Origin of the sequence: Burkholderia reimsis (assembly GCF_003294055.1) — a bacterium.
GTDB classification, from domain to species: Bacteria; Pseudomonadota; Gammaproteobacteria; order Burkholderiales; family Burkholderiaceae; genus Burkholderia; species Burkholderia cepacia.
In genome coordinates this window covers 110639-122965 of the sequence record NZ_QMFZ01000005.1, presented here as the reverse complement: position 1 = coordinate 122965, position 12327 = coordinate 110639, and the positions used below count along the sequence as shown (strand labels likewise).

Below are 12327 nucleotides of genomic sequence, written 5' to 3'. Positions count from 1 at the left end.
CGATTGTGCCAGATCGCGCCGCAGCCGTTCGGACGGCTGCGCTGCGTCGCGCGGCCGGTCATGCGAGCGGGAAGCCCGGGTCGAACGTGGGACGCACGTCGAGCGGCTGGCGCAGCAGTCCCGCCTTCAGGTAGAAGTCGGCCGTGCGCTGCTGTTCGGCGATGACCGTCGCGTCGATCGGTAACCAGCGCGTGTTGCGGCGCTCGAACTGCAGCTTCGCAGCCGCCGGCGGAATGCTGATGATGCGCGCGAGCGCCGCCGAATACGCGTCGGCATGCCGGTACGACCAGGCCTGCGCGCGCACGACGCGCCGCAGGAAATCGTGCAGCACGTCGCGCTTCGACGCGATCGCCGCGTCGGTCGCCGCGATGTAGCTGAGGCCCGACCACAGCCCGCGGCCGCTGACGAGCACGCGCGCGCGCCCGCTCGTTTCCGCGAGTGCGGTATAGGGCTCCCAGGTCGCCCACGCATCGATCGAACCGGTTGCGAGCGCAAGCATCGTATCGGCGGGCGGCAGGAAGCGGAACGAGACGGCGTCGGGAGGCAGCCCGGCCGCGTCGAGCGCCTTCAGCGTGACGAAATGCCCGATCGAGCCGCGCGTGGTGCCGATGCGCTTGCCTTTGAGGTCGGCCGGGCCTTTCAGCGCGGCGTCGGGCCGCACGAGCACCGCCGTGCCGTACGGGTCGGAGCGGTTCGCGCCGATCACCTTGATGCGTGCGCCCGACGCGAGCGCGAAGATCACCGGCGCATCGCCGATCGGCCCGCAGTCGACGGCAGCCGCATTCAGCGCTTCGGCGAGCGGCGCGGCGGCCGGGAACTCGGTCCACGCGATGTCGTACGGCAGGCCGTTCAGTTCGCCGGCTGCTTCGAGCAGCGCGCGCAGCCCGCCTTTCTGGTCGCCGGCGCGCAGCAGCGGCCGCGTGCCCGATTGCGCGCGCACGGCGGCCGGGGCCGCGGCGATCGTGGCGAGGGCGCTCGCTTGCGCGAGGAAGTGGCGTCGGGTCGGATTCATCGTGAAGTTCGGTCGAAAGAGAAAGTCAGGAATTCAATCAATGCGGGAGCCCGGCCTGTACGTCGCGCACGGGTTCCGTGTCGACGCGCAGCAGCAGCGCGGTCAGCGCGTCGCCGTTCGCGGCCGGTACCGCCGGCCGTGCCGTGGCGTCCGAGCGGCACAGCAGGTCGGCATCCGACCAGCCCGCGCTGCCCGGCAACGCGCGCGCCCGCAGCCAGCCGCGGCGATCGGCGAGGAGTTGCGTGCCGCCGAGCGCGGCGGGCGCCACGCCGGCGATCGTCGCGAAGGCGAGCCACGCATCGGGCGTCGACGCGACGCAATCGGCTCGCGCCGTGCCGGCCGCCTGCGCCACGGGCGTGCCGCTTGCCGTGACGAGCAAGGTTTGCCAGCGCGCGTCTTCCGGCGGGGGCGTCGCGCCCGGCGCGAGCGCGACGATGCGCACGCGCTGGCCTGCGCGCCAGCGATCGAGCGGTTGGGGCGCGGCGCTGCCGCAGCGCACGTCGAGCGCCGGCAGCGGGACGGGCACGGGCCACGCGCCTTCCGCCTGCGCGCCGCTGCCCGCGGCGAGCGCTTTCAGGTAGTCGAGCACGGCCCAGGTGTCGCGGGGCCCGAGCGTCGCGGCGAAGCCGGGCATCGTCGGCGCACCGCGTTCGTCGCGTGTCCCGTGGCGCACGCGCCAGAACAGTTCGCCGTCGAGGCGGCGGGCGAGCAGGGCGCCGGCGAAGGTCGGCGGCCAGTGCGGGAGCGTGGCCGCAAGCGGCCCTTCCCCGCGTCCGTCCACGCCGTGGCACGCCACGCAGTGTTGCGCATACAAGTGCGCGCCGCGCATCACGTTCGATACCGAAAACGGCGCGGGATCGCGCTGGAAACTCGTCGGCACGGCGGGCGAAAGCCACAGCGAAGCCGGCGGCCACGGCGCGAACCACGCAACGGCCAGCGCGGCAAGCACCGCAAGCGCCGACGTCACACGCCGCTTGCGTAACGCGAGCGCGATGCACGCGAGCACGGCGGCCAGCGTCGTCGCCGCGACGGCGAATGCGAGTTGCCGCGTGAGCCCGGCGTCGATGCGCAGTGTTTCGAGCGCGATGCGACGGGCCCAGGGCCACGCAGGCTGACCGTCGGCGTCGCCCGTCAGCCCGATCGCATGCAGCACGCGCGACAGCGCGACTTGCGCGCGATACAGCCCTTGCAGAAACAGCAGCGCCCAGTCGGAGAACGTCGGTGCATTCATCGGCTACGTTCCCGCCGCACGGCGGCCCATCGTCGAACGGTACCGCGCATCTACCAGCTCGCATCGAGCCCGAGATGCCGCAACGCGTCGTGACGCAGCTCGGCGAGGCGCGGGTCGCCGCGATGGCGCGGGTAGGGCAGGTCGACGCGCAATTCGGCGACGATCCGCGCGGGACGCGGCCCGAACACGATCACGCGCTGCGCGAGGAACAGCGCTTCCTCGACATCGTGCGTGACGAGCAACGCAGAGAAACCGTCGCGTTGCCACAGCGCGGTGAGTTCGGCCTGCATCGTGAGCCGGGTGAGCGAATCGAGCTTGCCGAGCGGTTCGTCGAGAATCAGCAGGCGCGGATCGTTGACGAGCGCGCGGGCCAGTGCGACCCGCTGCGCCATCCCGCCGGACAGCTGATGCGGGAACACGTTCGAGAATTCCTGCAGGCCGACGCGCGCGAGCGCATCGTCGACGCGATGCTGCGACGCGCGCGCCACGCCGCGCGCCTCGAGGCCGAGCGCGACGTTCGCGCGCACTCGCCGCCACGGGTACAGCGTCGGGTCCTGGAACACGACGATGCGCGACGGATCGGGTTGCTCGATCGGCACGCCGTCCTGCGCGATTCCGCCTTGCCGCGCGGCGTCGAGGCCCGCGACGAGGCGCAGCAGCGTCGATTTCCCGCAGCCGCTCGGGCCGAGCAGCGCGACGAATTCGCCGGCCGCGACCGACAGCGTGACGTCGTCGAGCACGGGCAGCGGGCCGCCGGGGCCGTCGAACGCATGGCTCACGCGGCGGATGTCGATGCGCGCGCCGCGCGGCGCCGTGACGGCAGGCGACGCGGCGGGCGAAGCGGAAGCGGACGATTCGAGTACGGCGGCGCTCACCATTTGACGGTTCCTTTCTGCCAGGCGAGCACACGGTCGCGCACCGCGAACAGCAGCGCGATCAGCCCGGAAAACAGCAGCGCCATCACGATCAGCGCCGCATACATGTTCACGTACGAGGCCCAGCCCTGCGCCCAGCTCAGGTACCAGCCGAGCCCGGACTTGACGCCCATCATCTCGGCGACGACCAGCACCGTGAACGACGCGCTCAGCCCCATGAAGATGCCGACGAACACGTGCGGCAGCGCGGCCGGAATCGCGACGCGCAGCACGAGGAAGCGCGCGTTCGCGCCGAGCGTGCGTGCGACGTCGTAGTACTGCTTGTTGACGCTCGCGACGCCCGACCACGTCAGCACCGCGACCGGGAAGCCGGTGGCGAGCGCGATCAGGAACGCGGCGGCGGAATAGCTCGACGGGAAGAAGTAGAACGTGAGCGGCAACAGCGCGGTGGCCGGCACGGGGCCGAGCACGCGCAGCACCGGATGCACCCAGTAGCCGATCCGGCGCGACCAGCCGATCGACACGCCGACCGCGAAACCGACCGCGACGCCGTATGCAAAGCCGAGCGCGAGCAGCTTCAGCGTGTTGCCGGCGCTGCCGAGCAGGCGCGGCCAGTCGTCGACGTAGACCTCGATCAGTGCCTGCGGCGGCGCGAAGAACGGCGTCGGCAGCCAGCCGGTTTTCGCGGTGACGATTTCCCACGCGGCGAGCACGAGCGGCAGCGCGACGAGCCACGGGCCGGCCGGGCGCACGCGCGCGAGCCGCGTGCGCGTCGCGGCGACGAGATGGCCGAGCGTCGCGGCGACGAGCAGCAACGCGGCGATCGTCCACGCGGCCGTGCCGAACGTGTCCGTGTACGCCCAGTCGCTGAAACCGACGATGCGGTTCGGCCACAGCTGCGTGACGGCGCCGAGCGCGGCCCAGGCGAGCGCGGCGGCGATGCCGGTCGGCCAGGTGCGCGCGCGGCGCGCTTCGGCAGCGAGCGTCGCTTCGCAGGCCGTGCAGGCCACGCGTGCGGAGGCAGCGGAAGCAGCGGAAGCAGCGGAAGCGGGCGCACCGCCGGCCGGTGACGGTGCGGTGCGCGCGGTGGAGGCGTGTTCGATCGTCGACATCGCGTCACCCGAGCACGTTCGCATAGACCTGCTGCGCGAAGCGCTGCGGGTCGGTGCTCTTCTTCAGCACGCTGATACGGCGGAAATCGTCCGCATAGAACGCGATTTCCTGCTGCAGGTCGACGTTGGTCGGGTGGTGCGTGTAAGTGAGCGTCGCGTACAGCTTGCGCAGGTCCTCGGGGCTGATCTTCGGCGAATATTTCGCGAACACCTTCGCGGCTTCGTTCGGGTTGTCGTGCGTGAACTCGGTGGCCTGCACGATCGAGCGCGCGAGTGCGGCGGCGGACGGCCGGTCGTTGCGCACGAGGTCGCCGCGCGCGCCGATCACGCAGCACACCTTGCGTGCGTATTCGCCTGACAGGTTCGTGGCGAGTTCTGTGTACGCGCCGTTGCTGCGCTTTTCGAGGAGGTAAAGGTTCGGGTCGCCGTCGGCGATCGCGTGGATCTCGCCCTTGTCGACCGCGACGCCGAGCAGGTCGGCCGGATACTGCCGCCACGTGATGTCGCGCTCGGGATCGATCCCGTTCTTCGCGAGCAGGATCGAGAAGAAATGCTTGCCGGGCGCGGCCAGGTCGCTGACGCCGACCGTCTTGCCCTTCAGCGCCTGCAGCGTCGTGACGCCGGCCGCCTTCGAGCCGAGCAGCCGCACGCAGCCGCCGTGCGAGCTGCCGATGATCTTCACGTCGAAACCGGCTTCGAGCGGCTTCAGCCAGCGATGGATCATCCCGACCGCCGCATCGGCCTTGCCGGTCGCGATCGATTCGAGCAACTGGTCGGTCGAGCCGCTGTAGTTGATCAGTTCGACCTTGAGGCCGTTCTTCTCGAAGAAGCCGCGCTCCTGCGCGACGACGATCGGCGTCAGGCAGAACGCATTCTGGTTCCACGCGAACGTGAGCTTCTTCAGCGGCGGCGCGGACCAGGCCTTGCGGCCAAGCGTGATCGCAGGCGCGACGAGCACGGCGGCGCCGACCGCGCGCAGCAGCTTGCGGCGTTTGTCGTCGAGCGTGTCGTGCGTATCGTGCGTATGGCGCGCATTGGCGGGCGCGGGTGCGGCGGTGCGGGTCATGTGGTCTGGTCTCCGGTCGTGCGGGAAGGCGCTCAGTCGAGCAGGTCGGGTTCGTCGGCGACGACGCGCGCGAACAGGCTGTCGAACGCATGCAGCGCGCCCTCGGGGCCGCCGATCTGGCCGTGCGTGTGGCGCGCGGTGGCGTGATCGATCGGTTGCGGCGTGCCGGCCGCCTCGGCCAGCAACTGCGTGTGCGCGGCGTTGTCGAGCGCGATGTACCACCATGCGGCGGCCTCGACCGTCGGGCCGGCGGTCAGGATTCCGTGGTTCTTCAGGATCGCGCCCTTGTGCGTGGTGCCGTCCGGTTTCGCAAGCGCATCGGCGATCCGTGCGCCTTCGCTCGTGTCGACGACCATCCCCGTGAAGTCGTCGAACAGCGCGTGGTCTTCATAGAACACGCACGCGTCCTGCGTGAGCGGATCGAGCGGGCGGCCGAGCGTCGACCACGCCTTGCCGTACGTCGAATGCGTATGCGCGGCGGCGACGATGTGCGGATGCGCGTCGTGGATGGCCGCATGGATCGCGAACGCGGCCTTGTTCAGCGGGCGCGTGCCGATCGCGGTTTCGCCGCGCGCGTTGACGAGCAGCAGGTCGGACACCTTGATCTGCGAGAAATGCACGCCGAGCGGATTCACCCAGAAGTGGTCGGGCAGTTCGGGGTCGCGCGCGGTGATGTGGCCGGCGAGCCCCTGTGCGAAGCCGAAGCGAGCGAACAGGCGGAACGCGGCCGCGAGCCGTTCCTGACGGTGACGGCGCTCGGCGACGACGTCGATGCGCGGCGCGGGCGGATCGAACCAGAAATGCTGGCGCGGCGACGCGGCGAGCGCGAGGCCCGACGCGGTGCGTTCGAGTGTGGACGGAACGGCGGACATCGTAAGGGTCCTCTCGGGTTGCGTCAGGCCGCGCGGCGCGCCGCGTCGCGTGCGGCGACGGCGCTGCGCACGCGCGGAATCAGTTCGCGGCCGTAGTCGATCGCGTCTTCCAGCGGATCGAAGCCGCGGATGAGGAACGTCGTGACGCCGAGGTCGTAGTAGTCGAGCAGCGCATCGGCGACCTGTTCGGGTGTGCCGACCAGCGCCGTCGAATTCGAACGCGCGCCGGTGAGGCTGGCGATCTCGGTCCACAGCCGCTTGTCGACGCGCGAGCCGCGTTCGGCCGCGGCAAGCAGGCGGCGCGCGCCTTCGCTTTGTTGCGGGCCGCCGGCGCCGAGGCCGGCCGCTTCGCGCAGCCGGCGTGTTTCGTCGAGGATGCGATGCGCACGCGCCCACGCTTCGTCCTCGGTCGCGGCGAGGATCGGGCGGAACGACACGGAGAAACGCACCTGCCGGCCGTGCTTCGCGGCTTCGGCGCGCACCCGGGTCGTCAGGTCGCGCACCTGGTCGAGCGATTCGCCCCACAGCGCGTAGACGTCCGCATGCTTGCCGGCCACGGCGAGCGCGGCTTCCGATGCGCCGCCGAAATAGATCGGCACATGCGGCTGCTGGAACGGCTTCACTTCCGAGCACCCCTGTTTGAACCGGTAATGCGCGCCGTCGTGATCGAACGGCTGCGCTTCGGTCCAGATCCGCCGCAGGATGCCGAGGTACTCGTCGGTGCGCGCATAACGCGCGTCATGGTCAAGGAAATCGCCGTCGCGCTGCTGCTCGCTGTCCGAGCCGCCGGAGATGAAGTGCACGGCGAGCCGGCCGCGGCTGAACTGGTCGAGTGTCGCGATCTGCCGCGCGGCGAGCGTCGGCGCGGTGAAGCCGGGGCGATGCGCGAGCATGAAGTGGATGCGCTCGGTCGCGGCCGCCGCGAACGCGATCGTCAGCGTCGCCGACGGGCCGGTCGAGTGGTGCGGCACGAGGATCCGGTCGAAGCCGGCCGTCTCGTGGGCGCGGGCAAAGTCGCGCACGTAGCCGGGGTCGACCACGGGGCCGGACGGCGGGTGGATTTCCGACTGCTTCTGGCTCTGGATCATGCCGATGAATTCGACGCTCATCTGGGTCTCCGGTGCGGGGATGTCCCGGCACGCGGCCGGGCAGGAATGGAGCGCAGGTTAACGCCGCGATCATGCGGAATGGAAATAATCAATCCCGATTTGAATATCAGATTTGCATGGTTTGGGCGCGTGTGCGCTACGCATACGCTGTGGGCTCACGAACGATCGGGCGCGCGGGCGCCGGCGAATCCGGGGGGACGCGTTGCGGATCGCCCGGTTCATGGGATACCGCGCCGCGCGGCGATCGATTGCCGCGGTTGCCGATCTCCGTCGCGCTTGCCGCCTGTCCGTATTACCCAGGGAATCCGTTTCGATGTCCGCCAGCCTTGCCGCTTCCTCGCCGTCGCCGCAGCCGCCCGCGCTGCGCCTCCTGCCCACCGCCGATGCCGACGACGCACGCGTCGCCGCGCTGCTCGAGCGCCTCGCGCCGGAACTTGCCGCCGACGCGGCGCGCAACGACGTCGATGGCCGCTTTCCGCACGAGAACTTCGCACGGCTGCATCGCGCGGGGCTGATCGCGCAGGTCGTGCCGCGCGAGCATGGCGGCGCCGGTGCGACGCTCGCGCAGGCGAGCCGGATCGTCGCCGCCGTCGCGCGGGCCGATCCGGCCACCGCGCTGGTGCTGACGATGACCTATCTGCAACATCGCGCGCTCGGCCGGGCCGACAACCGCTGGCCCGCACAGGTGCGGCGCGCGGTGTTCGACAGCGCGGTCACGCACGGTGCGCTGATCAACGCGCTGCGGGTCGAACCCGCGCTCGGTTCGCCGTCGCGCGGCGGCCTGCCGGAAACCGTAGCCCGGCGCGACGGCGACGGCTGGCGGCTGTCCGGCCACAAGCTGTACAGCACCGGGATTCCGGCGCTGCGCTGGCTGGCCGTGTGGGCGCGCACCGACGAACCGGCGCCGCGGGTCGGCGTGTTTCTCGTGCCGCGCGACCGCGATGCGGATGGCGATCGCATCCGCGTGATCGAAAGCTGGAATCACCTCGGCCTGCGTGCGTCGGGCAGCCACGAGGTCGTGTTCGACGACGTCCGGCTGCCGGCCGATCACGCGGTCGACGTGCGCGCACCGGATGCATGGGCCGTGTCGGCCGCGACCCACGCGGATGCCGACGCGCAGGCCGACCAGCAGGCGTGGATGGTCGCGCTGCTCGGCAGCCTGTACGACGCGGTGGCGCGTGCGTCGCGCGACTGGGTGGTCGAATTCGCGACGACGCGTGCGCCGAGCGGGCTGGGCGCGCCGCTCGCGACGCTGCCGCGCGTGCAGGAAGCGGTCGGCGAAATCGAGGGCTGGCTGCACGCGAACCGCGTGCTGCTCGACGATCACATCGCGCGCACCGACGCGGGTCATGCGCCGCCGGTCACGACGAGCGGACTGGTCAAGCGCACCGTGACCGAGCACGCGATCCGTGCGGTCGAACAGGCGCTGAAGCTGTCGGGCAATCACGGGCTGAGCCGCGCCAATCCGCTCGAACGCCACTATCGCGACGTGCTGTGCAGCCGCGTGCATACGCCGCAGGACGACGCGATCGCGGTGGCGGCGGGGCGTGCGGTGCTCGACGCGGCGAGCCGGGTCGAAGCGAAGGGCGAGACGAAGGGCGAAGCGGGCGGCAAAGCGGGCGGCGAGACGGAAACGGGCGAGGCGTCGGTCGACGGGACCGAGCGCGGCCGCAGCGATGCGTGAGCGGAGCAGGGCTGGCGCGAGCATCGACCGGGCGGCGCGATGCTGCCGCCGCCCGATAAGGTCACGCAGCCTGGTCGTGCGCCTGCTCGGGCAGTGCGAATGCCGCACGTGCATGCGCGGCGACGGCCGTGAGCGGCGCGCCGAAGCGGGCCGCATCGTGCCGGCGCAGCAACCACAGATCGATGTGCGGCTTGAAATCGGCGAGCGGCACGATGTCGAGCGCATCGCGCAGCGGGCTGCCTTCGACGAGCGGCAGCGGCATCAGCCCGATGCCGAAGCCGTTCGCGACGCTCTGCAGTTGCAGGTCGCGGCCGTAGGCGTCGAGCGTGACCGGCATCGGCAGGCCCTGCGCGTCGAGCGCGCGCCGCAGGCCCGCACGAAAGCCGCAACCGTCGGGATTGAGCACCCAGCCATGAGCGTGGCAATCGGCGAGCCGGTAGCTGCGGCGCGGCCAGTCACCCTTGCGGCCGACCGCGACGAGCCGCGTGGCCAGCAGCCGTTCGCCGTCGACCTGTGCCGGCAGCACCATCTCGCGCGCAAGGAACACGAGCGCCGCATCGAGTTCGCGGCGGGCGACGCGCTCGACGAGCATGCCGCCCCACGCGGTCGTGACCTGCGTCGCGAGCGCGGGCCACTGCGCGGCGAGTTCGGCGATCAGCGCGGGCAGCATCAGTTCGCCGAGGCCCTGCGTGAGCCCGATCCGGAACTCGCCGGCGGGCGGCTGCTCGCCGGCCGTCAGCTCGCGCAGCGCATCGACTTCGCGCAGGATCGCGCGACACTGCTCGAAGACCTGCCGGCCGATGTCGGTCGGGCGCGGCGGCTTCGTGTTGCGATCGAGCAGGGTCACGCCGAGCGCTTCCTCGAGATTCTGGACGCGCCGCGTGATCGCGGGCTGCGTCATCCCGAGCTCGGCCGCGGCCTGGCTCAGGGTCTGGCAGCGGACAACCGCTGCAAAAGCGTCGATATCGCTAATTTTCATGTTTGTTCTGCATGGTCTTTCAGGTGCATCATGACGATCCATCATATTCGGCATCATATTCGAGGAGCCAGCCGATGAGTACGCTTTCGTTGCATCAGACGCCGCTGCGTCCGTTCGTCGACGGTCTGGGCGCGCTGCTCGCGTCCGGCGCGGACGAGGCGCGCATCCTCGACGAGGGCGGTGCGCTGCTCGCCGCGCTCGTCGAACACGACGACTGGTTGCCCGACGCGTTCGCGCAGCCCGACCCCGCGCGCTATCGGCAATACCTGCTGCATCTCGACCCGGACGAGCGGTTCTCGGTCGTCAGCTTCGTGTGGGGCCCCGGCCAGACGACGCCGATCCACAACCACACGGTGTGGGGGCTGATCGGAATGCTGCGCGGCGGCGAATTCTCGCAGCCGTACCGGTTCGACGCGGCGGGCCGGCCGGTGCCGTCCGGCGAAGCCGTGCGGCTGGCGCCGGGCGAGATCGAGGCCGTGTCGCCGCGCATCGGCGACGTCCATCGCGTGACCAACGCGTTCGCCGACCAGGTATCGATCAGCATCCACGTGTACGGCGCGAACATCGGCAAGGTCGAGCGCGCGGTGTACCTGGACGACGGCACCGTGAAGCCCTTCGTGTCGGGCTATTCGAACGCCTGATGCAACGCCCGCCGATGCGGCCGGTTGCCCGCACGCGCCGGCGGGCCCAGGATTGATCCGTTCCGCTTTCTTCACCGACTTCAACGCATTCAATACAGAGACATCGTGACGCACTCCGCCGATTCCACTTCCCGTTTTCCCGTCGCGTCGTACCAGGATGTGCGCGCGCGCCTGCTTGCCCGCGACGAGATCGCACTGATCGACGTACGCGAGGAAGATCCGTACGCGCAGGGCCACCCGCTGTGGGCCGCCAACTTTCCGCTGTCGAAACTCGAACTCGACGCGTGGACGCGGATTCCGCGCCGCGACACGCCGATCGTCGTATTCGGCGAAGCCGGCGGCGAGGATCTCGCGCCGCGCGCGGCCGAGAAGCTCGCGCAACTCGGCTACACCGACGTGCGGCTGCTCGACGGCGGCCTCGCGGGCTGGCTCGCGGCGGGCGGCGAACTGTTCATCGACGTGAACGTGCCGAGCAAGTCGTTCGGCGAATGGGTCGAGGCCGAGCGGCATACGCCGTCGCTGTCCGCGCAGGAGGTGCAGGCGCTGATCGACGCGCAGGCCGATGTCGTGATCGTCGACGCGCGCCGTTTCGACGAATACCAGACGATGAACATCCCGACCTCGACGAGCGTACCCGGCGCGGAACTCGTGCTGCGCGTGCGCGCGCTCGCGCCGAACCCGGCGACGCAGGTCGTCGTCAACTGCGCGGGACGCACGCGCAGCATCATCGGCACGCAGTCGCTCGTCAACGCGGGGCTGCCGAATCCGGTCGCGGCGCTGCGCAACGGCACGATCGGCTGGACGCTCGCGGGCCAGACGCTCGAGCGGGGGGCCGCGCGGCGCTTTCCGGACGACATCGACGCGACGCAGCGCGACGAAGCGCGCCGCGCTGCGCGCGCGGTGGCCGAACGCGCGGGCGTGCCGCGCATCGCGCTCGCCGACGTCGCCGCGCTCGACGAACCGGGCCGCACGCTGTACCGCTTCGACGTGCGCACGCCGGAGGAATACGAAGCCGGCCATCTGCCGGGTTTCCTGAGCACGCCGGGCGGTCAGCTCGTGCAGGAGACCGACCATCATGCGGCCGTGCGCGGCGCGCGGATCGTGCTCGCCGACGACGACGGCGTGCGCGCCGACATGACCGCGTCGTGGCTCGCGCAGATGGGCTGGGACGTGCGTGTCGTCGAGCCGGCCGGCGCGGCCGCTTTCGGCGAGCGTGGCCAGCCGCCGCGCGACGTGCCGGCGACGCCGGCCGTGGCGGAGGTATCGCCCGCGACGCTCGCGGGCTGGCTGAAGGAGGCGGCGCCCGGCGAGCTGGCGATCGTCGACGTGACGGCCAGCGCGAACTACGTGAAGCGGCATATTCCGGGCGCGTGGTTCGCCGTGCGTGCGCAGCTGCGCGACGCGCTCGCGGCGATTCCGGCCGCGAAGCGTTATGTGTTCACGTGCGGGTCGAGCCTGCTCGCGCGGTTTGCGGCGGACGACGCGCGTGCGCTGCTGCCGGCCTCGGCCGAGATCCGGGTGCTCACCGGCGGCACGGCCGCGTGGATCGACGCCGGGTTGCCGCTCGAAAGCGGCGAGACGCGCCTGGCGTCACCGCGTGTCGACCGCTACCGGCGCCCGTACGAAGGCACCGACAACGCGGCGGCCGCGATGCAGGCGTATCTCGATTGGGAATACGGGCTGGTCGACCAGTTGAAGCGGGACGGCACGCACCACTTCACCGTGATCTGACCGATGCGATGCAAC

At 71.0% G+C, this 12327-nt stretch carries 11 protein-coding genes; 3 read left to right on the top strand and 8 right to left on the bottom strand.

What is annotated here, in order from left to right; all coding sequences use genetic code 11:
- Positions 1–58: 58 nt before the first annotated feature.
- Genes DPV79_RS08655 through DPV79_RS08625 form a run of 7 tightly spaced genes read right to left on the bottom strand, consistent with a single transcriptional unit; the run spans position 59 to position 7277 of the window.
- Positions 59–1012, bottom strand: coding sequence for an ABC transporter substrate-binding protein (locus DPV79_RS08655; protein ID WP_113045193.1), 954 nt, complete (start codon positions 1010–1012; stop codon positions 59–61).
- A gap of 37 nt (positions 1013–1049) precedes the next feature.
- Complete coding sequence (locus tag DPV79_RS08650; RefSeq protein WP_113045192.1) at positions 1050–2243, bottom strand: c-type cytochrome; 1194 nt, start codon at positions 2241–2243, stop codon at positions 1050–1052.
- A gap of 50 nt (positions 2244–2293) precedes the next feature.
- Complete coding sequence (locus tag DPV79_RS08645; protein WP_059650825.1) at positions 2294–3121, bottom strand: ABC transporter ATP-binding protein; 828 nt, start codon at positions 3119–3121, stop codon at positions 2294–2296.
- A complete protein-coding gene (locus DPV79_RS08640) occupies positions 3115–4230 on the bottom strand; it encodes an ABC transporter permease (protein WP_113045268.1) in 1116 nt (371 codons plus the stop codon). The genes DPV79_RS08645 and DPV79_RS08640 overlap by 7 nt, the downstream gene beginning before the upstream one ends.
- 4 nt (positions 4231–4234) lie before the next feature.
- The gene (locus DPV79_RS08635; protein WP_208866711.1) at positions 4235–5296 is read right to left on the bottom strand and encodes an ABC transporter substrate-binding protein; all 1062 of its coding nucleotides are present in this window, start codon (positions 5294–5296) and stop codon (positions 4235–4237) included.
- A gap of 32 nt (positions 5297–5328) precedes the next feature.
- Entirely contained in the window at positions 5329–6168 is an 840-nt protein-coding gene (locus DPV79_RS08630; protein WP_113045191.1) for a class II aldolase/adducin family protein, read from the bottom strand.
- Positions 6169–6191: 23 nt separating this feature from the next.
- Positions 6192–7277, bottom strand: a complete 1086-nt coding sequence (locus tag DPV79_RS08625; protein WP_113045190.1) for an LLM class flavin-dependent oxidoreductase — start codon at positions 7275–7277, stop codon at positions 6192–6194.
- Positions 7278–7590: 313 nt separating this feature from the next.
- Here DPV79_RS08625 and DPV79_RS08620 point away from each other — a divergent pair, with 313 nt between their 5' ends.
- The gene (locus DPV79_RS08620) at positions 7591–8961 is read left to right on the top strand and encodes an acyl-CoA dehydrogenase family protein (RefSeq protein WP_113045189.1); all 1371 of its coding nucleotides are present in this window, start codon (positions 7591–7593) and stop codon (positions 8959–8961) included.
- A gap of 61 nt (positions 8962–9022) precedes the next feature.
- On the opposite strand, the gene DPV79_RS08615 is transcribed toward DPV79_RS08620, so the two are convergent.
- Positions 9023–9997 carry a LysR family transcriptional regulator gene (locus DPV79_RS08615; RefSeq protein ID WP_205713689.1) on the bottom strand — a complete coding sequence of 325 codons (975 nt, stop codon included), beginning with the start codon at positions 9995–9997 and terminating at the stop codon, positions 9023–9025.
- Between the two features lie 17 nt (positions 9998–10014).
- On the opposite strand from DPV79_RS08615, the gene DPV79_RS08610 reads away from it, so the two are divergent.
- Positions 10015–10581: a cysteine dioxygenase family protein gene (locus DPV79_RS08610; RefSeq protein ID WP_027791458.1), complete on the top strand. Its 567-nt coding sequence runs from the start codon at positions 10015–10017 to the stop codon at positions 10579–10581.
- Between the two features lie 105 nt (positions 10582–10686).
- Positions 10687–12312 (top strand): rhodanese-related sulfurtransferase, encoded by a 1626-nt coding sequence (locus DPV79_RS08605; RefSeq protein WP_113045188.1) that lies wholly within the window; start codon positions 10687–10689, stop codon positions 12310–12312.
- Positions 12313–12327: the final 15 nt, after the last annotated feature.

Bases quoted from the DNA above. Each gene is read 5' to 3' on its own strand.
- DPV79_RS08645 (WP_059650825.1), bottom strand. From the start codon at position 3,121: ATGGTGAGCGCCGCCGTACTCGAATCGTCCGCTTCCGCTTCGCCCGCC.
- DPV79_RS08640 (WP_113045268.1), bottom strand. From the start codon at position 4,230: ATGTCGACGATCGAACACGCCTCCACCGCGCGCACCGCACCGTCACCG.
- DPV79_RS08625 (WP_113045190.1), bottom strand. From the start codon at position 7,277: ATGAGCGTCGAATTCATCGGCATGATCCAGAGCCAGAAGCAGTCGGAA.
- DPV79_RS08615 (WP_205713689.1), bottom strand. From the start codon at position 9,997: ATGATGCCGAATATGATGGATCGTCATGATGCACCTGAAAGACCATGC.
- DPV79_RS08635 (WP_208866711.1), bottom strand. From the start codon at position 5,296: ATGACCCGCACCGCCGCACCCGCGCCCGCCAATGCGCGCCATACGCAC.
- DPV79_RS08650 (WP_113045192.1), bottom strand. From the start codon at position 2,243: ATGAATGCACCGACGTTCTCCGACTGGGCGCTGCTGTTTCTGCAAGGG.
- DPV79_RS08620 (WP_113045189.1), top strand. From the start codon at position 7,591: ATGTCCGCCAGCCTTGCCGCTTCCTCGCCGTCGCCGCAGCCGCCCGCG.
- DPV79_RS08655 (WP_113045193.1), bottom strand. From the start codon at position 1,012: ATGAATCCGACCCGACGCCACTTCCTCGCGCAAGCGAGCGCCCTCGCC.
- DPV79_RS08610 (WP_027791458.1), top strand. From the start codon at position 10,015: ATGAGTACGCTTTCGTTGCATCAGACGCCGCTGCGTCCGTTCGTCGAC.
- DPV79_RS08630 (WP_113045191.1), bottom strand. From the start codon at position 6,168: ATGTCCGCCGTTCCGTCCACACTCGAACGCACCGCGTCGGGCCTCGCG.